The organism is Shewanella sp. TB7-MNA-CIBAN-0143, assembly GCF_040310065.1.
Lineage (GTDB): Bacteria > Pseudomonadota > Gammaproteobacteria > Enterobacterales > Shewanellaceae > Shewanella.
In genome coordinates, this window is the sequence record NZ_JBEOPL010000007.1 from 89,992 (window position 1) to 113,772 (window position 23,781).

The window sequence follows — 23,781 nt, forward strand, 5'->3', positions numbered from 1 at the left end:
CGTTCAGTTTACTGCACGTTTAAGACTCAATAACTCTGCGGTCGTTAATGGCCGCATTGTTTTTTCTGCAAGCTCATCAATACGTATATCTAATAATTGTGTTCGCATTAAATCAATCACTTTGTAACCTAATGCTTTGCACATACGGCGTATTTGCCGATTTAATCCTTGGGTTAATACAATCTCAAACCTGTCTTCTGCACTCGCCAGGCTCAATGGCCGAACTTCGCATGGTCGAGTTTGCACATCGCCATAACTGACACCCTTTGTCATCATCGATAGAAAACTAGCACTAATTGGCTTATCAACTTGGACCACGTATGTCTTAGGATGATAATAATCGGGATGCATGAGCGCTTGCGTTAATTGACCATCATTAGTGAGTAGTAGCAAACCACGAGAATCTTTATCCAAACGCCCTGCAGGATACAACCTTGGTAACTCAGGTAATACATGCAGTAAGCTGTGAGGATCATCAACTAATAAACGGCAATCAATTCCAACAGGCTTATGATATAGCCAATACTGTTTATCTTGCACAGCAAGGATCGGTTTATCGTCTACTAGAATTGTCTCGATTTCGCAAAGGTTAATTCGGTCAGTGTGTTTAGCTAATTGATGATTAATACTCACTCGACCACTGTCGATAAGCCGTGCAGCTTGGCGTCTTGACGCCACACCACACACCGCCAAATAATGACTTAATCGCAATGATGTCATAGATTTAATCGCATTGATGTCATAGATAGTACTCAAGCAAGAATAAATAGACGTTAACGGGTTTCGAGAAATTGATACACGCTATGTTGTTGAGTTTTAATGGTTGTCAGTAGGCTTAACCCAAGGCAAATACACCATAGAATATTCGCTTGCGTTAATGCCCACATGGCTGAGGACACAATACAATACTGAGGTAAATCCGTTGAGCATTCGGTAAAATCCAGCTGACTCCAATCGAACAACGTTAATAATAATAACCCACTACACAGTGAAATAATGCTCAAACTAAGCATTCGCTTGGTCATCGTGCTGCCAGGTTTAAAGTAATCAAGTAGGCAAATACAATGCAAAAAAATAGTACTGAATAAATAAAGCGTCGACGCTTTACGGTGTAAGTCTAGAAAGTTAATCGGAAACACACCCATTAGCACAATACTCACACCCACTACGCCACCAATAATGGCGATGTAGCGGCTCAGTAAATCAGGGAAAGTATTAAACACCGCCACCATGGCGAGTAAGAAGCATGAGCCACCTGCTAATAGTGATAAATTGAACACGATTGCAAACGACGAATGCATATAATCGCCAAGTGTATCGGGGCGGATCGTCAACATGTCCAAATTGATGCCGTCGGCTTGCACGATTAACGCACTTCCTACACCAAAAGAGCAGATTACAGCCGCAGCCAATGACATAAATACAATCACTAGGTGTAAATCATAATTACGGACTCTATCTGTCACTGAACGATACTTATGTCAAAAATGGGATGAGAATGTTAACGCGGAAAGCAAAAAAGTAAAAGCCGATAATCACATAACCAAAAAACTAAACCTAAGCCGAAACTTAAACCAAAATTTAAACCAAAATTTAAACCAAAATTTAAACCAAAAACTTAAACCAAAAATAAAAATGCCCAATCGTTACTGACTGGGCATTGGTTGCAATAGTGGCTAAATCGTCACCTTAACCTTAATCTTGTTAACCTTAGCGACAGTGTGATTTACCCTGTAGCCAATTTAATTACGTTGACGCAATATTACAATTATCACCGCTACAACGGCCAAAATCATACAGTACCAAGCATTAGACACTGCAGTTAATGGGCTGATGGTAAACACCGAGGCAATTAATAATGCTTGGGCACCATGTGGAATTAATCCCTGAATAATACATGCAAAGATATCTAAAATACTCGCAGCTCGTTTTGGCGATACCCCATGTTTTTCAGCAAGCTCTTTAGCAATGTCACCGGTGACCACTATCGATACTGTATTGTTAGCAACACAGGTATTAGTGGCGGCAACAATCGCTGCCATGCCTAACTCTGCCGCACGACTTGATGCTTCGCCATTGGCTTTTGAAAAGCGACTGATTAAACCTTCAATTTGCTTACTGACAAAGGTTAATCCGCCTTGTTGCTGCATTAACGCCGCTAAACCACCGACTAACATCGACAGAATAAAAATTTCCTGCATATTAGTAAAACCAGTATAAATATCATTACCAAATTGAATAACGCTATAACCCGAGCTCAGCACGCCTGTCATGCCAGCAAGTACAATCCCTAACGACAACACTACAAAGACGTTTAAACCGATCACAGCTAACACCAGAATGGTTAAATACGGTAATACTTTTAATATTTCGATGTCCTGAGCTGCAATATCCGCTTGTCCTTGACCGACAATCGAAAAAGCAATCAAGGTGAGGATCGCCGCCGGTATCGAAAAGACTAAGTTTTCACGGAACTTGTCTTTCATTTCACAACCTTGAGTACGTGTTGCCGCAATCGTGGTATCAGAAATAATCGATAAGTTGTCTCCAAATAATGCTCCAGACATCACCGCACCCGCCATTAAGGCATAATCAATTTGTGCTTGGTCTGCGACACCTAGTGCCACTGGTGCTACCGCCGCGATGGTGCCCATAGATGTACCCATTGAGGTCGCGATAAAGGCGGCAATAACAAAGAAACCTGGCAATAATAAATTTGATGGGATAAACGATAAACCAAGCGCAACGGTGGCATCAACGCCACCAGTGGCTTTAGCCACTGCAGCAAATGCGCCTGCCAATAAATAAATTAAACACATAGCTATAATATTGCTATGGCCAATACCTTCAATAAAGGTTTCTATCGCACTATTTATTTTCTGTTTCGACAACAACACCGCCAACACAATGGCAGGGAGAATCGCAATCACACTGGGTAATTGATAGAACGCATAATCAACACCTTGGCTTTGAAAATATAAGCCTGCGCCAATAAATAATCCTAAAAACAAAAATAACGGTAATAACGCCACAAACGATGCCGGGCTGTTTCCTGCTGTGGTAACTGATGAAGTAGCTTTGGTCAAAATGATCTCTCTTTATCTTAACGAATAGGGATTGTTGGATGAGAAAAGCGAGTACGACACAATCTCGGTCATCGGTGATTATTTAACAACAGATTTAAAGGTGCTAAATATTGCAGTCGCATCATAACAAGTTGTGCCAAGAATAAGAGAACTGTTCGCCGCTGTCAATCTAGACGTCTAGACTTCTTTGCTTCCAAAGCGTTTTTTTATTCTAAAACCTGAGAACTGCTACAAATATTTTACATAACCATAATCAATTTATCTATTTAGGTCTCTTTATTCACTAAAAAATTGATGTACGTTAATCATAACCTAATGCCGATTTGTTACGCTGACAAGGATTCTCTAACTTATATAGAGGTGAGGCTATGGAACGTAAACCAGACAGAGTGAGTGCAATGAAGCGACTCCTTGAGCAAGTAAAAAATACCTTACCATTTGATCAACCCGGTATATTTAGCTGTGGCCCCAACAACAACTGTGTTGGCTGCCCTAAAAAGTTACTCGATTTGGTTGATGCTGAAGTTAATTACTGGGACGCAGCCATTGCCCAGGGCGTTATACCTTCACTTGGCGATATCAGCCGCTTTGGAAAACTGTGTAAAAATGTCAGTCGTGGCTTACAACGCAATGATATCCAGAGTCATCATTAAATTGCCTCATAATTAAATAGCCTTATACCCATTAGAGTCACATAACCTAAACTCGAGATAACAAAAAGCCCACTAAAAAGTGGGCTTAATGCAACTACTTCAGGTTTATTCTTCAGCATCGCCTAGTGACAATAACGTGGCATTGCCACCAATAGCGGTAATGTTATTGGTACGAGTCTTTTCAGTCACAAAACGAGTTAAGTAGTGTGGGCCACCCGCTTTAGGACCTGTACCCGATAATCCTTGGCCACCAAATGGTTGTACACCTACAACTGCACCAATTTGGTTACGGTTAATGTATACGTTACCCACGTTAACCTTGTCTGCTAAGCTAAGCGCATGGCCTTCATTACGGCTATGAATACCCAATGTTAACCCAAAACCTGTGCTGTTGATTTCATCAACCACTTTTGCCAAATCTGCCGCTTTATAACGGATAACATGCAAAATAGGCCCAAAATGTTCTTTTTCGAGTAGCTTAATTGAACTAATTTCAACGGCTGTAGGCGCTACAAAATGGCCATTTTCAGTTCCCGCAGGTAATTCAAGTTTATTAATTAACTTGCCGACCTGGCTGATATGATCAATGTGGGCATTCAAGTTAGCTTTAGCAGTAGCATCAATCACTGGGCCGACATCGGTTTTCACTGAACTTGGGTTGCCAATCACTAATTGTTCCATGGCACCTTTCATCACTTCAATCACTCGATCTGCAATATCTTCTTGTAAAAATAAGACTCGCAGTGCCGAACAACGCTGGCCAGCACTGGTGAACGATGAAGACACCACGTCATTTACCACTTGCTCTGGTTGTGATGTTGAGTCAACAACCATGGCATTTTGTCCGCCAGTTTCAGCAATTAATGGAATAATTGCACCATCACGGTTTGCCAAGGTGCGGTTAATTAATTTAGCAGTACCAGTCGAGCCGGTAAAACACACACCGCCAATACGTTCATCTGCAGTGATTGCAGAACCAACAACAGCGCCAGTACCGGGTAAAAACTGCAATACGTCGGTAGGAATACCGGCTTCATGCGCAAGTTGCACAGCACGATAACCGATCAAACAGGTTTGCTCTGCAGGCTTGGCAATAACCGTGTTACCCGCTGCAAGTGCTGCAGAAACTTGACCAAGGAAAATCGCCAACGGGAAGTTCCATGGGCTAATACACACAAAAATTCCGCGACCTTGTAGAAACAGCTCGTTTAACTCGCCTGTTGGGCCTGGAAGCAATTCAGGCTGAGCCATCATCTTCTTAGCTTGTACGGCGTAATAACGACAAAAATCTACTGCTTCGCGAACTTCATCAATACCATCTTGAATACTCTTACCCGCTTCACGAGTACATAATACAATCAGCTCTTCACGGTTTTCTTCCAATAAATCAGCTAATTTCTGTAGTGCATTAGCACGAGTTTCAACAGGTGTACGTGCCCAACCACCAAAAGCAGCATCTGCACCAGCAATGGCTTGTTCAATTGCGTTAGCATCAGCAAAAGCCACTTTACCTACCGTTAATGAAGTATCGTATGGGCTAACAACGGTTTGCACTTCACCCGTTAAGGTTTTACCGTTTACCAATGGACCTGCTGTCCATTGAGTATCGCTATATTTGTCCAGTGCAGCAAAAAATGGCTCTGACTCAGAAATAATGTTCATGTTTAATCCTTTAGAGTTCTTACGTTCTGCACCGAAAATATCAGCAGGCTTAACAATTTTTTGATTCGCTAACGACTTGTAACCCAATAGCGTCACCAATGGATGAACCACTAAGCTTTCTATTGGGGTATTAGGGTCAACCAGTTTATGTACGAATGAGGTATTGGCTCCGTTTTCCAGTAAGCGACGAACTAAATACGGCAGTAAGTCTTTATGCGCGCCAATGGGTGCATAGATACGTACCGCTTTAGCACCGCTTTCTGCAAGCATGGTGTCGTAAAGCTCTTGGCCCATACCGTGCAAACGTTGGAATTCATATAAACGATCAGCGGCCATCGCATCAATACTGGCAACGGTTTGCGCGTTGTGGGTAGCAAACTGGGGATAAATAGCACCACGGGTGGCATCAGACAATAAATAACGCGCACACGCTAAATAAGACACATCCGTGCCGGCTTTACGGGTATAAAGTGGGTAGCCAGCTTCGCCTGCTTGTTGCGCCCATTTTAGCTCGCTGTCCCAATAAGCACCTTTGACTAAACGCAGCGGAATTTCATCGCCTTGATCTTTAGCAAGACGCGTCAACCAACACAACACCGGTAAACAACGCTTAGAATAAGCTTGCACCACAATGCCTAATAAGCCCCAGCCTTTAGCGGCTTCTGACTGATAAAGCTGCTTAAATAACTTCAATGACAATTCAAGACGGTCAACTTCTTCAGCATCAATAGAAATACCAATGTTAAGTTCACGCGCTTGTACTATCAGCTTAATAACTGTGTCGTATAATTCACTTAATACACGATCCTCGTTAGCGACTTCATAACGAGGGTGCAAAGCAGATAGTTTGATTGATATGGTGGGTCTTGGTGAGTTCGCTTCATCGTATTGCTGTTCGCCTAAATCGCGAATAGCATTGCTGTAATCGTTAAAATACTTTTGCGCATCATTGGCGGTTAATGCTGCTTCACCTAACATGTCATAGCTATGGGTATAACCTAACTTACGTTTAGCTTCGCTATTTTTAAGCGCTTCTTTAACGTCCTGACCTAACACAAATTGCTTACCCATGATCTTCATCGCCGCTAACATAGCTTGACGGATCATCGGCTCACCGACACGATTAACCAGACGTTTAAGTATATTGCTTGGCGAACCGTCAGTATTACGATCTAACTTAACCAGTTTACCGGTTAACATTAACCCCCACGTTGAGGCATTAACCAGCAATGAACCACTCATATTTAGGTGTTCATCCCACTTGGCACCAGACAATTTATCTTTAATTAGCGCATCAGCTGTTTCAGCATCAGGAATACGCAGCAAGGCTTCAGCCAAGCACATTAAAATAATGCCTTCTTTCGTTTCTAAGCTGTATTGTTGCAAAAATGCATCAATACCAACCATCAGACCTTTTTTCTCAAACTGACGAACTTTGCTCACGAGCTCATGGGCACGACGAGTCACTTGCTCAATGTCTTGTTCAGACGAAGGCACAAGCTTAATTAATTCAGACAGGTATTGCTCTTCATCGACAATGTAGTTGTTGGTCACTGCAGTAAACAGTTCCTCAAGAGTGGCATTGTCATAGCGGCCGTCCAGTACTTCACTCGCTTTGAACATAGTATTCGCTTCCATCTAGGTCAGGTTAAGGATGGTTATTATCGTTGTTGAATGGACACTGTATTCACGAATATTTTATTTTGTATACAATGTACGATCTGATTTTCGGCGATTATACATTCAAAATGTGAACTTGGACACTCAAGTTGAAAACTTGCTAATAATTGTTTGATTTTGGTCACTGAAACAGACAGAAACAATGTGCTAGTTAATTAACATCACAACAACAATAAACGTTTAAGTTAATGTTAATTAGTAACTTTTTTAATAATTATACCAACATGGAATATGAATATATTTCATCAAGAAAAAGATTAAAAAAAAGGCCAACGTTTGAATAGTTGGCCTTTATACAATCAAATGAGAGACATTAGTCGTATCACTTTATCCGCGAAAATCTCATCGTTATTGGAGATGTTACATCCAACGGCTTTTCTTACGACGTTGTGGACGAGGTAAATACACCAATACAATACCAATCAACGCACCAATACCTGCAATTAACCCACCTTGCTGCCACATTTCATAACGTTGGTTATCCGCGGCTTGCTGTACTTTTGACTTAGCATCATCTCGTTCTTTAATCGCTTTGGTAAGAGCGGCTTTTAACTCAGACACCTTTTCGTTAGACAGTGTTAAAGATTCTTCAGTATTGTCAGTATTTTGCGTAATGTTATTTAATTGCTCATTAGCCTGTTTTAATTGTGCTTCCATTTCAGGAAAACGCTCACGAAAACTAGGCTGATCTGAAACTAAACTGGTTAATACCCAGCCTTCACGACCTTTATGATCAATGATTTGAGTAAAATCACCTTCGGTATTATCCAATAAAGTGATCGGCTGACCCGCTTCAACACTACCGATAATACGAAACTCTGTACCCGGTCCACCGTGGATATAGGTGAACACATCATCAGAAATAAATCGCGTTGGTGCTTGGGCTGCAAATACGCCACTTGGCGCAAGTAAAAATATAAGGATTGAAAGTACTCTTAACACGGTATTTATCCAAACTCAGAAAACTTATTGTCATGCTATTTATTAAATGCTCTGAATGCAAGAAGGAAGTCATATGACTTCCTTCTTAAATACATTCAGCGTTCACATTTCTGCTAATACTTCATTGCGTCTTAGTCAAATTAACTAAAGATGTTCTTGATAATGAAGAAGAACAAAATAGACAGTGCAGCACCGGCTGGCAGAGTAATAACCCAAGACACAACAATGTTACGTACTACACCAATATTAATTGCTGCAATACCACGCGCCATGCCCACACCCAACACAGCACCGACTAACGTTTGCGTTGTTGAAATAGGTAAACCAGTACCAGAAGCAATAACCACAGTTGATGCGGCAGCTAATTCAGCAGCAAAACCACGACTTGGGGTTAAATGCGTAATGTTTTTACCAATGGTTTGCATCACACGCTGTCCAAAAATGGCCAAACCCATAACAATACCAACAGCACCAAGTGGTAAAATCCACCATGCTAGAACCGCTTTAGCACCAATAATACCGCCGCTTTCTACGACAGAAACCACAGCAGCTAAAGGACCAATCGCATTAGCAACGTCGTTTGAGCCATGGGCAAATGCCATACAACATGCAGTCACAACCATTAATATGGCAAATACTTTTTCAACATTCCCATACTGGGTTTTTAGATCGGCTTTATCGCTCATTTTTAAACGACTAATAGCAATTTTACCTGCAAGACCGACTACGGCTGCAACCACAGCTGCTAATGCATATGCTTCAAGTGTTGAAAAGTTTATGCCTACATGTGATAAGCCTTTAGTAATGGTCACAAGTGACATCACAAAACCGGCCAATGCCATGTAGAAAGGCACATAACGCTTAGCACTTGCTAATGGATCATCGGTATTAAAAATCAGCTTTTGCACACTTTGGAAAATGATATAAGCAATAAAACCCGAAATAGCAGGTGTCACTACCCAAGAGCCTACAATACCGCCAACCTTACCCCATTCAACTGCATCAGCACTGACACCCACTGCGGCAAAACCAACAATAGCACCAATAATTGAATGCGTTGTCGAAACTGGCCAGCCTAACGCTGACGCTACAACTAACCAAATACCCGCAGCAAGTAATGAGGCAATCATGCCGTATACCAACAATTCTGGGACATCAGTAAAGTAACTCGCGTCGATAATGCCTTTACGAATGGTACTCGTGACTTCACCACCAGCTAAAAAAGCACCGGCGAATTCAAAGATCATTGCAATAATAATCGCTTGTTTAATGGTAATGGCATTAGAACCTACAGAGGTTCCCATTGCATTGGCTACGTCGTTTGCACCAATGCCCCATGCCATCAAAAATCCAAATGCAGCCGCTATCATAATGAGCATAGGGCCGTTGGTGACTAATACATCAACCATGTTGTTTCCTTGATAACCTTTGTGATTAGTTACGAGCTAGCATTAGCTCTAGGCGGGAACCGACACGCTCAGCAATATCTGCTAAACCTCCAACCCATTCGATAATTTTGTACGTGAACATCACATCAATCGGATTCAATTCAGATTCTAATGCATACAACTGACGACGCACTTGAATTTGTAAATCATCAGAATCTTCTTCGATAAGATCTAATTCATTAATCATTTTGGCAACTAACTCAACTTCACGACCACGGAAACCGGTTTCGAGTAAATCATCGAGTTCGTTAATAGCCCGTTTCGCAAGTGATACGGCATCTAAACAACGTTTTAGATAAGCACCAAAGGCATCTTGCATAGGCTGAGGAAGGACTAACTGACGGCCAATAATACGGCCAGAGATATCTTTTGCCTTGTTAGCGATTTTGTCCTGTTGAGTTAATAACTCAAGCAAGTCAGTTCGCTCAACAGGCATAAATAATCCACCAGGAAGAGTCAGGCGAATTTCACGTTTGAGTGAGTCCGCTTCTTTTTCAAGCAAACTAATTTGTTTGCGGATCTTTATCGCTTCATCCCAGTCGCCTGAGTTGGTTGCGTCAAAGAAAGGAACAAGAAGTGATGCACACTCATGTACTTTGTCGATATGTAGTTCTAAAGGCTTAAGAGGTGATTTTGCAAACACACCTAAAATAGAGTTTACTGGCATTGCCGTTTACCTATTTAATAAATTCCAGTTTGGAAAAAGCGGGCGCATGTTAACCCAAGCGTCCGCATAATGAAACTGTGTTTTTTAATTTCGTACGACAGTTTCTCTGTTATCGTTGCTCAGTATATATGATGCGAGCAATGCTATCCTAAGAGATTTTTATTACAACAATATGACATTATGAAGATAATGTGACGCATTAGTGAATATTTGATGACAAGGCAAACATAAAGTCAATGGACGCAGAAATAGAGTTAAAACTATTCATTCAATCACAACATCATGATTTGTTAAAAAAAATATTGAATGACTACCCTAATTCAAGCCCTCAAGGGCAGAAAAAACTCACCAACGGATATTTCGATACCGACGACTTACAACTGCGTCGTTGGGATATGGGCTTACGCGTAAGAGGTTTTGACAATCAACTCGAACAGACCATAAAAACAGCAGGCAGGGTCGTAGGAGGGATCCATTCCCGTCCTGAATATAATGTCAGCATTGATCAAAAAACACCGATCTTGTCACGTTTCCCAAAAGAAATTTGGCCAGAGGGAAATGATCTCGACAAGGTGTCAACATCGCTAAAATGTATTTTTGAAACCAACTTTGAGCGTCAAACTTGGCATATATACCTTAATGATAGCCTTGTTGAGGTTGCACTAGATGTAGGTGAAATAATTGCTGATGATAAAGTTGACCCTATATGCGAACTCGAATTTGAATTACTCGCAGGAGAGACGTCTGCATTATTAATACTCGCAACAGAAGTCGCTAAGTCAGTACCATTTCGCTTAGGTAAAGCCAGTAAAGCTCAACGCGGTTATCAACTTGCAGGCAAATCAAAACCGTTCACCATTGAGCATATTGATTATGTCTCATTACCAAAAAACAATAATATGCAGCAAGCCTTGAGCACATTATTAGAAACAGGTCTTGAGCGCTGGCAATTGATTGAGAATATATTAACGCTGCCAACTGGTGATGTTCATCAACAATCAGCCTTGTGGGGCGAATTACGCCGCTGTGTGCGCTTACTCAGGCTCACCTTAAATCAATTTGGTTTATTAGATCAGCACACCAGCCCATTATTCGATCATCTTGAGCATGCTCTGGCATTTGTTAGCCCACTGCAAAGTTGTTGTTTATTATTACAAGACGATGCTAAACCACTTGCCAACATCAACAATAAAACCCTTGTTTGCCTACAACTAGAAAACTATATCGACTCAATGTCGATATCAACTCAATTAGGCTCAATATGGCAACATCCTGAGTATGGTCAATTACAATTGGCATTGGTCGATTTGCTATTAACCGCTGAAAGCGGCAAAAATGAAAGCCGTCATTATCCCGAATTAGGTTTATTTGCCAACCAGCTACAGCAAGCCTCATGGAAACGTATTGGAAGATCAATGCCGATAACCGCTGAAATGAACAGTATTGATTACCAACACGTTGCTGATGCTTTGGATGAAAGTATCTTAGTTGGGTTTGCTTATGGAGAAATGTATCCCGCTAAAAAGCGCGAGGCTTTTCGGGCACCATGGCAAGACTTAGCGTTAGGGATTAGTACGTTATCTGCATATAAAATATTAAGGCATTTGAGTGCACAGCATCAGCTTAATATTGAAGCTTGGTTAGACAATAAAGAAACCAGTTTATTGTTTGCCATGGAGCACTCGCGAAAAAGTGCCTTAAAAGTCCCTATTTACTGGTAAGCGTGCATATTCCCCATAATTGGTTACACGCCCACATATATTAGTGATGAATAGTAAAACAGGAAGATAATGATTATCTTCCTGTTTTACTAAACAACTAATCTGTTAGCGTTAAGGCCTTAATCGTCGCTTATTCTTTGGCAAAATACAGGTTACTTTGCCAAAGCCTGCTTAACACGTTGACCGTAATCAACATCCGCTTTAGTAAAATGATCGACCATTTTTTGTTGCACATCTAATGTCGTTTGACTGAGTGTGCCCGCAATCGTTTCCACCAACCTATTTTTCTCTGCTTCACTGAAGATACGATATAGATTACCCGCTTGGGTAAAGTCATCTTGGTTGTAACGACTAAAACGGGCAACCTCTCCTTCTAAACGTAACGGTGGTTCTTCAAAACTAGCATTCTCAGTGAGTGGTGCAACACTGTTAGGACCATAATTAACACTGGCATCACCACCGGTTTGGCTACCTTGATAAGGACACTGTGTTCCTGCCATAGCACCAGCACGTTGATGATGGTTGGCTTTAGCGGCATGCGGACAGTTAACGGGTAATTGATTATAATTAGTCCCTATACGGTAGCGCTGCGCATCTGCATATGAAAACAAACGGGCTTGCAGCATTTTGTCTGGCGACGCCCCCACTCCAGGCACTAAGTTACTTGGTGCTAATGCCACTTGTTCAACTTCAGCAAAGTAGTTTTGTGGTAAACGGTTTAGCTCAAGTTCACCCACTTCAATCAACGGATAATCACTGTGCGGCCATACTTTAGTCAAATCAAATGGATTAATGGCGTAAGTATTGGCATCAGATTCAGGCATAATTTGCACATTCACAGTCCAACGCGGGAAGTTAGCATCATTAATTGCTGCCACCATGTCGCGTTGTGATGAATCAGGATCTATCCCTTTTAATATATCTGCTTGTTCGCCGGTTAAATTCACCACGCCTTGCTGTGATTTAAAGTGGAACTTAACCCAAAAACGTTCACCCTTCGCATTCCAAAACGAGAACGTGTGCGAACCATAACCATGCATTTGTCTGTAGTTAGCCGGAATACCACGGTCTGACATTAATATGGTCACTTGATGCATCGACTCTGGATTGAGCGCCCAAAAGTCCCACATTGCTTGGGGATCTTTTAAATTAGTTTGTGGGTGACGTTTCTGAGTGTGAATAAAGTCAGGGAATTTAATACCGTCACGAATAAAGAATGTCGGGGTATTATTACCGACAATATCGTGGTTACCACGAGCAGTATAAAAACGTAGTCCAAAACCGCGTGGATCACGCTCTGCATCTGCTGACCCCATTTCTCCGCCTACCGTAGAGAAGCGCATAAATGTTTCAGTCTGCTTGCCGACACCATTAAAATGATCCGCTATGGTAAATTCACTTAAATCTTTAGTTAGTGTAAACGTCCCATATACACCAGTCCCTTTAGCATGTACCACACGCTCAGGAATACGTTCACGATTAAAATGAGCCAGCTTCTCTATTAAATGCCAATCTTGTAAAAGCAGTGGACCACGTTCACCAGCCGAGATTGAATTTTGATCATCTGCTACCGGGGCGCCATTTTGGCTGGTTAAATAATTACCTTGATTCATTTTTTTGCTCCTATGTGCGGTCTACTAACCACTGCTCAATTAAGTCATAAACTGTTGCCATGATGATTTTCCTCACTCAACTCATCATTCGATGGATACATAATAGAAGCACTTCATAATTACATAAAACGATTAAAATAGATTACTACAAACTAAAAAAGCGATTGTGTAATTTGTTAAGGATAAGAAAAACAGATTAAAACTAAAATGCAGGCAATAAAAAAGCCAAACTGATTATTTGGCTTTATCGAGACACAATGTGACTATTCAGCGGGTGGAGTAGGCTCACGGTATAACTTCACTAAATAATAGAGATCAATTAATACAATAAAAAAGTTAACCAGCGCCACAGGGATCGCATCAATCGCGAGGCCATAAGCCACAAACAACCCTGCACCAATTAAGTTCCACCAGCGTAGTTTTTTAATGTCTGACATCATCAGCGAAATAGCCACAACGACAGAGGCTAAATACCCTACCCATTCCCAGATGTTGATACTGTCCATGGATTTTCCTTATTTTGATATGCCTACATCTAATGCAAGCGAGTAACAACCTTAAGCTAGCGTGAGTCAGTGAATGAAATAACCTTATTGCTTAACGCATCTGTTTTTACATTCAAACAAGCAAAACGCCTTATATGCATAATACCGAATCAACAAAATTAAAACATTGGTCTATCGCTGATTATAAGGCCTATTTATTACTAGAATTCTAGTATCTATAATAGCTTATCGCTCTACAACCGCTGCCGTCATTCGTGAAATACAACAAAGTTCACCCGCACTGTTACGAATAAGGACTTCCCAAACCGAACTGCGTTTACCTAAATGCACAGGTTTAGCCGTTGCCGTTAATTCACCATTACGTGATGCTTTCAAATGATTTGCGTTGATTTCTTGGCCAACACAATAGTAGCGTGTAAAGTCGACCACAAAGTTGGCGGCATAGCTGGCAACGGTTTCCGCTAGTGCGACGTTCGCACCACCATGAACAATCCCTAATGGATTATGTACGGCTGGATTAGCTGGCATTGTGGCAACCATATAATCGTCGCCGATTTCAGTAATTTTAATGCCCAATGTTTGCATTAAGGTGCCCTTTCCCTGCATCCCTGCATCTAAACGAGCACAATCTTCTAAAGTGACAGTGTTAAACCAAATACTCATTCTTAATATCCATCATTATTATTATTAGAAAACTCAGTGTACTGATTAGCTTACCTTTTTGAAAGAAAAACGCGATCAATAACATTAACCCATTAAAAAGGAGCCTAAGCTCCTTTTATAGTTATTCACTAAATCTATATGTACGTTAACTCACTAATTCGCAATGGCTTTGGTAGGTCTGTGCCCAACGCAATAACTCAACTCGGTTACGAGACTCTGTTTTACGGAAAATAGATGAGATATGCGCTTTTACAGTATGTTCACTAATACACAAACGCTGGGCAATTTCTTTATTACGCGCACCGCTAGAAACAAGCTGAATAATGGTTCTTTCTCGACTTGTTAATCTTTGGAGGATGGCCACGGTATCTGCAGGGATTTCAACGTTGGTATCGAGTTGCTGGACTAAACGTCTAAAAATCTTACTGATCAGTGGACGGTCGTACCACAATTCATCAGAAACCATTTTACGCAGACCCGTCAGCATTAAGTCCATGCGTTGATCACTGTATAACAAACCCCGTACGCCTAAGAGTAATGCTGACTCTTGATCAAGTGATCCACGTTCAACTTGGTACAATGCTACAGGGACATGCTCCACTAAACGCGATACCAGTAACGGGATGCCCTTACTGTCTAAGGCCGCACCTTTTTGTGAAACAAGATAAAAGTTGTTGGATTTTTTTTCTAACTCAAGCTCAGCCGCATGTTTTACAATTCGAGTTTTCAACCCGATAGATTCTGCCAAAATAGCTAAATGGCAAGGTGCTGCGATTTGGTGCAAAAACACCAACTCATCAATATTTGAACTCATCACTCTTCTCCCTGAAAAGTACATTATTACTCAACATACCTTGAGCACATCCTGAGGCTATATACTATATGTAAATGAAATACGTTTACTAGCCTTCAAAACTAGGCTGAGCAGATAGTTTACTTTTTGTCGTTATATTAGAGCATGTTCTTTCTTCATTCGTTAATCGCGTTACGAGATAAATCGACTCACCAAAAAAGTGGCTATTAGGTTAAGTCGGTCATTATCAATCACGATTCTTATAATAAAAAACCTTCCTATACAGCAAGCATAGTAAAAATTTGTTAGTTGATATGACTATTATGTAAGTCTAAAGTATGAATAGTAAATTTGACTGACTTTGCGTAGACTTTATCACTAACCCAAGACTGATAAGCTCATACTTTCAATTCGATCAACATCATCAATCTCTCATCAATGCTAGCAGCCAAATTTACTCATTTTATGACAAAATAAGCTAACTAAATAAGTTAAGTGAGCCTTATGATAAAGACTGCTGGTTAAGCGCCATTTTGGTCGCTATTTGTTTATTATGAAGAGACGACAACAACAGTAAGCCACATACCCCACCAATTAATGCTAGAAACATGTCAGATTGAGTATCCCAAACATATCCTTGAGTGCCTAAAAATGCCTCGGCATTTTCACCGGTAGCAATGGCAACCCACCATTCAACTAATTCGTAAAAAGCTGAAAACGCCAACACAAAACATACTGCTAAAAACTGACACCAAGCACCTATTTGCATGACATGTTTACGAATAAATATTTCGCGAGCTAATATTACCGGAATAAAACCCTGAGCAAAATGGCCGACTTTATCGTAATTATTGCGCTCGCCGCCCATCACTTGCGCTAGCCAGTCAAATAACGGCACTTCAGCATAGGTATAACGTGCACCGACAAATAACACACAGCAATGCACTAAAATAAGTGCATAAGCTAACGTAGTCAGAGGAAAGCTTTTACGACTAAAAAATAAAATAGGTAATGCGATTAACGCAGGTATCGCTTCTAACCACCAAGTGAACATATCTTTAGGTGCGCTAACTGACCACAACAGTACTAATAGATAAATCCCTATCCATATAACCTTACTCTTCATCTTAATTCTCTCCATGAGATATTGTTCTCAAATTAGAATATAAACTTTAGCCATCTAGCCCTCTACAAGCGCTTAAAAAAGTGCTACTTTGATAATGCGCCGGAAGTCCGCATTTATATCATAACTATTAGTATAAGCATTAGTATAACCATTAGCTTAAGCACCATTTAATGATAAGAGGGTACCCATATCATGGCGAAACACTCGCTTGACAAGGATAAGATCAAAATCCTGCTGTTGGAGGGCGTCCACCAAACTGCGGTCGATGTACTAGAACGTGCAGGTTATACCAACATTGAATACCATAAAGCCTCGTTAGGCGAAGAGGCTTTGATTGCATCAATTAAAGATGCTCACTTTGTTGGATTACGCTCCCGCACCCAGCTTACTGCGGAAGTATTACACCGTGCAGAAAAGTTGGTTGCGATTGGTTGTTTTTGTATTGGCACCAACCAAGTCGATTTAGCCACGGCCGAGAAACTGGGTATTCCTGTTTTCAACGCCCCTTTCTCCAACACCCGCAGTGTTGCTGAATTGGTGATTGGTGAAATCATCATGCTGATGCGTGGCATTCCACAGCGCAATGCCATGTCACATCGTGGCGGTTGGTTGAAGAGTGCTAATGGCAGTGTTGAAGTCCGTGGTAAAACCTTAGGTGTGATTGGTTATGGCCATATTGGTACTCAACTGGGTATTTTGGCTGAAACCTTGGGCATGAGAGTGATTTTCTTTGATATTGAAGATAAGTTACCGTTAGGCAATGCCTCTCAAGTTCACTCTATGGACAAGTTATTGGCCCAAGCAGACGTTGTTAGCCTGCATGTACCAGAAACACCGCAAACTAAAGACATGTTCGCTAAAGCTGAATTTGCTCAAATGCGTCAAGGCAGTTTCTTTATCAATGCCTCTCGCGGAACTGTTGTTGATATCGAAGACTTAGCCGATGCCCTGAAGTCAGAACATCTTGCGGGTGCTGCGATTGACGTATTCCCGGTAGAACCTAAGTCGAATGATGATGAATTCATCTCTCCACTGCGTGGCTTAGACAATGTATTACTCACACCGCATATTGGTGGTAGTACTGCTGAAGCACAGGAAAATATCGGCGTAGAAGTGGCTGGCAAACTGGTGAAATACTCAGATAACGGTTCTACCCTGTCTGCGGTCAATTTCCCTGAAGTGTCTTTAGCGCAACATAGCGGTACCTCACGCTTATTGCACATTCATCAAAACCGTCCTGGTGTATTGATTAAAATTAACCAAGCGTTTTCTGAAAAAGGCATTAACATTGCTGCTCAGTACTTACAAACCACTGCTGAAATTGGTTACGTGGTAATGGAAGTCGATTCTGATCAAGCAGAAGAAGCATTGGTTGAATTAAAATCTATTGAAGGCACTATCCGTGCGCGGGTATTGTTTTAAACTGACTTTTATAAGCAATTAACTTGAGTTAATTGTCTTCCTAAAAAAGCTACCTTGTGCACAAGGTAGCTTTTTTATTGGCTTTAAAACCATAGCCCCCTGTTGAGCATTCTATTAATCCGTTACACTCCAACCATACCGTCTTATTCACACGTTAGGGATAGTTATGACCATTTCAGTAAACCAACCAGATTGGGATTTTATCGCCACGTCTCCTGAATTAATGTTATCAAGTTTGACGCATATGGGGTTAATCGAAATCACTGGTGAGCAAGGGCGCAGTTTCATTCATGGCCAAGTCACCACAGATATTACCTCCCTTGGCACAAACGAGTGGAAATGGGGTGCTCATTGCGACCCTAAAGGTAAAATGCTCGCCAGTTTCCGTGGGTTTTCAATCGGCGATAGCTTATTCATGTTACTGCCAAAAAGTACTTTAAGCTTGGATTTACCTCAGTTACAAAAATACGCTGTATTCAGTAAAGCCGAACTCGCCGATGTCAGTAATGATTATCAAATAATGGGTATTGCTGGCCCAAAAGCACAAGCCTTTGCAACTGAACATTTTGGCGATGTATCGCAACCACTTAACCTTGTTGAGCAAGGTGTGATTATTCGTGATGGTGAACGTTTTATTGCCATTATTAACAATGCAGCAGCACAAACCATTATCAGCCAATCGGGACAAACATTGTTTGCTGCAAGTGCATGGCAAGCATTGGAAATTAAAGCCGGTTATCCAAACATAGATGCCGCTCATTCCGGCCAGTACGTTGCGCAAATGTGCAACCTGCAAGCCATTAATGGCATTAGCTTTACCAAAGGCTGTTACATGGGCCAGGAAACCATTGCCAGGATGAAATATCGCGGTGGCAATAAACGTGCATTGTATATTTTGTCTGGTACTACCAAGCAAACCATCAGCACTGACACTCAATTAGAAATTGCCCTTGAAGGCGGCTTCCGTCGTGGTGGCAATATCATTGAATGTGTCCAATATGGTGACAAGGTACTGCTTACCGCGGTGTTGCCAAATGATACCGAAAACAACGCTCAACTTCGTATTACCGGAGATGAAAGCTCACAGCTAACTATTATCGAGTTGCCATATTCTTTAGCAGATGCTTAATTAATTGATGTTGTATCTTCATTAAGCGAGCCATTGGCTCGCTTTTTTATTTTTTGAACATTAATGATCTATATCACGTATATTATTGATAATATTACTCTGTTTATTCAGAACTTCAATTAAGCTAATTCGTTATGGAGCGACTATGACTACTATCGTCACCTTAGAAAATATTAGTAAAGGGTTCCGCGATGGCGAGTCATTTCATTCGGTGCTTAATCACGTCAACCTGACTTTGCAGCAAGGTCAAACTATCGCATTAACCGGGCCTAGCGGCAGCGGTAAAAGTACCTTACTGAATATCATTGGTGGCTTTGAAACCATAGACAACGGTGACATGTTAATCCGTCAGGCTGATAACATGCGATCGGTGACAAAGTGGCAAGATAAGCAATGGAGCCAATATCGACGTCAGTCGCTCGGGGTTATATTCCAACAATTTAACTTACTCACACCATTAAATGTGCGCGACAACATTCAATTTTCACTGGCGTTAAATCAGTTAGCATGGAGCCCTTGGTGTGATGAACTTTGCCACCAGCTAGGATTAACGCCATTGTTAGACCGCAACGTTGAAAACTTATCCGGAGGGCAACAACAGCGAGTGGCTATCGCGCGGGCATTAGCTCACAAACCACAACTCATATTAGCCGACGAACCGACAGGTAATCTTGATCAACACGCCGGATTACAAGTCATGCAACTACTTACTGAACTCGCTCAACAAGCCAACTGTTGTATTTTAATGGTGACTCACAGCGAACAATGTGCCGCATTTATGCAGCATCGCTGGCACGTCGAAAATCAACAGATTGTGATTAACCCTGCTGACATGACATTGCAAGGGTAAGCCAATGACAACTAACTCTTCATCATACTTATTCTCAATTAAGCGCTTAAGGTTATGCTTGCACCTGTTTGCCAGCCATTATCGTCATGCCCCCCTGCAAGCCAGTGCTATTTTACTGGGCATCATGCTCGCGGTAACGTTACTGATTGGCGTATACGCCACCAACGAAAACGCCAAACAAAGCTATGGCAATGTATCCGAACTAATGAGCCAACAAGCTCGCTTATCGATTAGCCACCGTACAGAAAGCAGTATTGATGAGGCAGTTTATTTTGCATTAGCCAATGCAGGATTCAATACCATTGCCAGCATTGAAGGCATCGCAACCGATGAACAAGGCCGATTATGGCGGGTTAATAGTAGTGATGTAGTTGCCGCTATGACCAGCAACATGCAACAGCAAAAATCAGGTGCTAGCTCATCGATAACAGCGACGCATATTCCGCTAGCAGAATTACTGGCAGGCAAACCCAAAGTGCTAATGTCGGCAAGCCAGCGCGAACGTATGAATAAAGTGACCAACAACACTGACCGCATAATACTGAACGACACTGCTGTTGAACTCGTTGCCATTGATGATTCGTGGGGGCTTGGTTCGGCAATTTTGGCCGATATCTCACTCGCTCAGCCCTTGCTGAATATGCAGGGTAAGTTAAGTTACGTTGCCGTATTTGATTCACCCTCTTCAAATGCAAATATCTCAGACCCAAACGAATCAGAAACAGATGAGCAATTGATAGCTCGATTAACGAACACCCTAACCCAAGCAGGTATTGATACCAGTAAGCTAAATTTCACCACCCAAACGAGTGAAGGCGAATCGCTTACCGCCCTCACTGCCAGCTTTCATCTTAATCTTGATGCCATGAGCATGTTGGCCTTTGTTGTCGGCTTATTTATTGCCTACAACGGGGTTCGTTATAGCTTAATGAAGCGTCAAAAATTGCTGGTGCAAATCATGCAGCAAGGGCTCGATAGGCGCACCATCATGCTTGCCCTAAGCATTGAAATAGTCTGTTTAGTGTTTATTGGCTGTGTATTAGGTTTTATTGTCGGACTGCAATTATCGCAATGGCTACAACCTATGGTCGCCATCACTCTTGAACAGCTTTATGGCGCCAAATTATTACCCGGAAACTGGCAATGGCAATGGTTTGCACAAGCACTCATATTAACCTTGTCAGCGGCATTTGCTGCTTGTATTCCCATGCTGATAAACCTGATTAACACCCCACTTGCGCAAGGGGCTCAAAAACAACCACAAAGCCAACAATTCGGCATTATTCATTGGCGACAATTTATCATCGCAGCATTGCTAATCTTAGTGTGTACTATCGCCTTCGCCTTTACCGAACAGTATCGCCATAGCCTAGTATTACTGGGTATTCTCTCGGTTGCGATTCCGTTATTGTTACCTCAATTTTTACATTGGGGAGTTAACTTACTCAGTCCATTTATGCCTAAAGGACTGTGGCAATACGTGATTGCCGAAACCAAAGAGATTATTGCTCCTCTCGCGCTGGCGATGATGGCAATGCTGCTAGCTTTGTGTGCCAATATTGCCATGAACACCTTAGTGGGGAGTTTTGAAATTACCTTAAAAAAATGGCTCGATGCCCGTTTGCATGCAGATTTATACATTAGACCCAATCCGAACCAAATCGATACATTAACGATATTATTGGAACAAGATCCCAAGGTTGAAGCGATTTATGAGCAATGGACTGTCGACAGCAACCTTAATCGAATTGAAACGCCGCAAACACAGGTTGCTATCCACCTTGTCAGTCGTGACCATTTGTCTTTAACCGAAACAACTGTATTTAAAACCACAGCCGATGACTTTTGGACAACATTCACAGCAGGTGAAAGCCTGATGATAAGTGAACCATTATCGATAAAATACCAACTCAATATAGGCGATAAAGTTCAGCTATCGCAACTTGGTCAAGCTAGCTTGAACATTGGCGGAATTTATTACGATTACGGTAATCCCCAAGGCGAAGCGATTATTACTCAGTCCTTATGGCAGCAATCTCAATTACCCGCCAAACCCATTAGCCTAGCCGTGTCTTATCAAGGTGATATTACTCCACTACAAGACAATATTAGCCAGCAAATCAATCTGTCTTCTGCTTACATGTACAGCCAGCAGCGAATTAAAACTGAAGCGATTAACATATTTAATAAAACATTCTCAATCACTGTAGTGCTTAATAGCTTAACCTTACTGGTAGCTGCCATTGGCTTATTCAGTGCCTGTATGATGCTAACGCAAGCGAGGCAAGCACCATTAGCCCGCTTGTATGCTCTAGGTGTTAGTCGTAATCAATTACGGATGATGGTGTTAGTGCAAATGCTATTTATCGTGTTATTAACCTGCTTGGTCGCGTTACCGACAGGCGCGTTACTGGGTTATTTATTAATTCATAAAGTCACGTTACAAGCATTTGGCTGGAGCATCGCCATGGTGTGGGATTGGGCGGCATATGCTCAAGTGGTGATCATTGCTGTGGTCAGTTGTTTACTTGCAGTGTGTTTACCTTTGTATTGGCAAACCAGAAAACCCTTGATATCCAGCTTGCAACAGGAAGCACTATGACCTCTTTCACTTTCAAGAGCGTACTCAACGTCGCGTTCAAAACTGTTAGCTACAGAGTGCAGAAGCAATGGTTGATGGTCATTGTCTTTCCTCTTAGCGCATTGCTAGTGGCTTGCTCTCCTCAGCAAAATGTTGCAGTAAAACAGTCTACCATTAGCAGTATGTCGTCAGCTTCTGCTGAAGGTTATAGCGAAGTAATTCAAGGTAAAACCTTACTCTTTCCGCAAGACCACTTAGCTCACGATGACTTTAAAATTGAGTGGTGGTATTTAACCGCAAACTTGACCACCGCTGCAGGTGAAGATGTAGGCGTGCAATGGACTCAATTTCGTATCGGAATGACACCACCAGTAAGCCCTCAAGCGACAACAACGAATAATTGGGTGACCAATCAGCTTTACATGGCACATGCCGCGGTAACCACAAATACTGAACATTTAATGGCCGAAAAATGGTCACGAGGCCACCCACAACTTGCAAGCGTTAAACCACAACCATTTGAAGTACATTTACAAAACTGGCAATGGTTAAGTCAGTCTGACAGTCTGTTTCCGGCCACATTAAATGTCGCTAGTGATAAGTTTAGTTATCAATTACAGCTAAACAGTCAGCAACCTCTGCAATTACAAGGCGATAAAGGTTATAGCAGCAAAAGTGCAGACCAAAGCGTGGCATCTTATTATTACAGCCAACCCTTTATTGATGTAACGGGTCTAGTTACCCGTCATGGTGTTACTGAAAAAGTCAGCGGTAAAGCTTGGCTTGACCGCGAATGGAGTTCACAATTTTTAACCAAGGCCCAGCAAGGTTGGGATTGGTTTTCACTGCGTTTAGACGACAACTCAACGTTAATGGCATTTAGACTGCGCGGCGAAAATGACCAAGCACATTTTTACAGTGCTAGAAGGATGTTCGCTGATGGTAGTGGTCACAATATTAATAGCCGAGACAACCCTAATGATATCGATATGCAACCCACTCAGTGGCAACAAACGGCATTAGGCAATCATCCTATTGCATGGCGAATTAACATTAACAGTGAAGCCATCGACGTCACAACTCAAGCCGTTAACCCCAACAGCGACATGCCAGTATCAACCTCATATTGGGAAGGCCCCATTACGATTAAAGGCAGCCACCAAGGTCAAGGTTATATGGAGCTTACGGGTTACTAGGCCTGTTTACCATTCGAGTGGAATGCGCTCTCGAAGATAAGCA

The 23,781-nt window shown here is 41.8% G+C and carries 19 protein-coding genes; 7 read left to right on the top strand and 12 right to left on the bottom strand.

Features of this window, described 5'->3' with window-relative positions; genetic code table 11:
* Nucleotides 1–3: 3 nt before the first annotated feature.
* The 3 genes from AAEY97_RS07705 to AAEY97_RS07715 form a co-directional block, all read right to left on the bottom strand.
* Nucleotides 4–720: a 23S rRNA pseudouridine(2604) synthase RluF gene (locus AAEY97_RS07705; RefSeq protein WP_350997847.1), complete on the bottom strand. Its 717-nt coding sequence runs from the start codon at nt 718–720 to the stop codon at nt 4–6.
* A gap of 53 nt (nt 721–773) precedes the next feature.
* Nucleotides 774–1,466 carry a hypothetical protein gene (locus AAEY97_RS07710; RefSeq protein WP_350997850.1) on the bottom strand — a complete coding sequence of 231 codons (693 nt, stop codon included), beginning with the start codon at nt 1,464–1,466 and terminating at the stop codon, nt 774–776.
* Between the two features lie 276 nt (nt 1,467–1,742).
* Nucleotides 1,743–3,086: a Na+/H+ antiporter NhaC family protein gene (locus tag AAEY97_RS07715; protein ID WP_101086167.1), complete on the bottom strand. Its 1,344-nt coding sequence runs from the start codon at nt 3,084–3,086 to the stop codon at nt 1,743–1,745.
* 368 nt (nt 3,087–3,454) lie between these two features.
* Between AAEY97_RS07715 and AAEY97_RS07720 the strand changes: the two genes are divergently transcribed.
* Nucleotides 3,455–3,739, top strand: coding sequence for a hypothetical protein (locus AAEY97_RS07720; RefSeq protein ID WP_101086168.1), 285 nt, complete (start codon nt 3,455–3,457; stop codon nt 3,737–3,739).
* A 105-nt stretch (nt 3,740–3,844) separates the two neighbouring features.
* Here AAEY97_RS07720 and putA read toward each other — a convergent pair whose 3' ends face one another.
* The 4 genes from putA to AAEY97_RS07740 all read right to left on the bottom strand — a co-directional run bounded on the left by putA (nt 3,845) and on the right by AAEY97_RS07740 (nt 10,138).
* Nucleotides 3,845–7,039 carry a bifunctional proline dehydrogenase/L-glutamate gamma-semialdehyde dehydrogenase PutA gene (gene putA, locus AAEY97_RS07725; RefSeq protein WP_197708415.1) on the bottom strand — a complete coding sequence of 1,065 codons (3,195 nt, stop codon included), beginning with the start codon at nt 7,037–7,039 and terminating at the stop codon, nt 3,845–3,847.
* 402 nt (nt 7,040–7,441) lie between these two features.
* Complete coding sequence (locus AAEY97_RS07730; protein ID WP_101086170.1) at nt 7,442–8,023, bottom strand: TIGR04211 family SH3 domain-containing protein; 582 nt, start codon at nt 8,021–8,023, stop codon at nt 7,442–7,444.
* Between the two features lie 140 nt (nt 8,024–8,163).
* Nucleotides 8,164–9,432: an inorganic phosphate transporter gene (locus AAEY97_RS07735; protein WP_101086171.1), complete on the bottom strand. Its 1,269-nt coding sequence runs from the start codon at nt 9,430–9,432 to the stop codon at nt 8,164–8,166.
* A 25-nt stretch (nt 9,433–9,457) separates the two neighbouring features.
* Nucleotides 9,458–10,138 (bottom strand): TIGR00153 family protein, encoded by a 681-nt coding sequence (locus tag AAEY97_RS07740; protein WP_059747637.1) that lies wholly within the window; start codon nt 10,136–10,138, stop codon nt 9,458–9,460.
* A 236-nt stretch (nt 10,139–10,374) separates the two neighbouring features.
* On the opposite strand from AAEY97_RS07740, the gene AAEY97_RS07745 reads away from it, so the two are divergent.
* Nucleotides 10,375–11,859, top strand: coding sequence for a CYTH domain-containing protein (locus AAEY97_RS07745; protein WP_350997855.1), 1,485 nt, complete (start codon nt 10,375–10,377; stop codon nt 11,857–11,859).
* 152 nt (nt 11,860–12,011) lie between these two features.
* On the opposite strand, the gene katB is transcribed toward AAEY97_RS07745, so the two are convergent.
* The 5 genes from katB to AAEY97_RS07770 all read right to left on the bottom strand — a co-directional run bounded on the left by katB (nt 12,012) and on the right by AAEY97_RS07770 (nt 16,560).
* Entirely contained in the window at nt 12,012–13,472 is a 1,461-nt protein-coding gene (gene katB / locus AAEY97_RS07750) for a catalase KatB (protein ID WP_350997858.1), read from the bottom strand.
* Nucleotides 13,473–13,735: 263 nt separating this feature from the next.
* A complete protein-coding gene (locus tag AAEY97_RS07755) occupies nt 13,736–13,978 on the bottom strand; it encodes a hypothetical protein (RefSeq protein WP_350997861.1) in 243 nt (80 codons plus the stop codon).
* 225 nt (nt 13,979–14,203) lie between these two features.
* Nucleotides 14,204–14,641, bottom strand: coding sequence for a PaaI family thioesterase (locus AAEY97_RS07760; protein WP_101086175.1), 438 nt, complete (start codon nt 14,639–14,641; stop codon nt 14,204–14,206).
* 145 nt (nt 14,642–14,786) lie between these two features.
* Nucleotides 14,787–15,455, bottom strand: coding sequence for a helix-turn-helix transcriptional regulator (locus tag AAEY97_RS07765; protein WP_101086176.1), 669 nt, complete (start codon nt 15,453–15,455; stop codon nt 14,787–14,789).
* Between the two features lie 481 nt (nt 15,456–15,936).
* Nucleotides 15,937–16,560 carry a DUF2238 domain-containing protein gene (locus tag AAEY97_RS07770; protein WP_162022264.1) on the bottom strand — a complete coding sequence of 208 codons (624 nt, stop codon included), beginning with the start codon at nt 16,558–16,560 and terminating at the stop codon, nt 15,937–15,939.
* A 192-nt stretch (nt 16,561–16,752) separates the two neighbouring features.
* Between AAEY97_RS07770 and serA the strand changes: the two genes are divergently transcribed.
* The 5 genes from serA to AAEY97_RS07795 all read left to right on the top strand — a co-directional run bounded on the left by serA (nt 16,753) and on the right by AAEY97_RS07795 (nt 23,738).
* Nucleotides 16,753–17,982, top strand: coding sequence for a phosphoglycerate dehydrogenase (gene serA, locus AAEY97_RS07775; protein ID WP_101086178.1), 1,230 nt, complete (start codon nt 16,753–16,755; stop codon nt 17,980–17,982).
* A gap of 166 nt (nt 17,983–18,148) precedes the next feature.
* A complete protein-coding gene (ygfZ, locus tag AAEY97_RS07780; RefSeq protein WP_101086179.1) occupies nt 18,149–19,111 on the top strand; it encodes a tRNA-modifying protein YgfZ in 963 nt (320 codons plus the stop codon).
* A gap of 145 nt (nt 19,112–19,256) precedes the next feature.
* Nucleotides 19,257–19,961 carry an ABC transporter ATP-binding protein gene (locus AAEY97_RS07785; RefSeq protein ID WP_101086180.1) on the top strand — a complete coding sequence of 235 codons (705 nt, stop codon included), beginning with the start codon at nt 19,257–19,259 and terminating at the stop codon, nt 19,959–19,961.
* A gap of 4 nt (nt 19,962–19,965) precedes the next feature.
* Nucleotides 19,966–22,563: an ABC transporter permease gene (locus tag AAEY97_RS07790; protein ID WP_162022263.1), complete on the top strand. Its 2,598-nt coding sequence runs from the start codon at nt 19,966–19,968 to the stop codon at nt 22,561–22,563.
* Nucleotides 22,560–23,738 carry a lipocalin-like domain-containing protein gene (locus AAEY97_RS07795; RefSeq protein WP_335690609.1) on the top strand — a complete coding sequence of 393 codons (1,179 nt, stop codon included), beginning with the start codon at nt 22,560–22,562 and terminating at the stop codon, nt 23,736–23,738. Before AAEY97_RS07790 ends, AAEY97_RS07795 begins: the two co-directional genes overlap by 4 nt.
* The last annotated feature ends 43 nt before the right edge of the window (nt 23,739–23,781 follow it).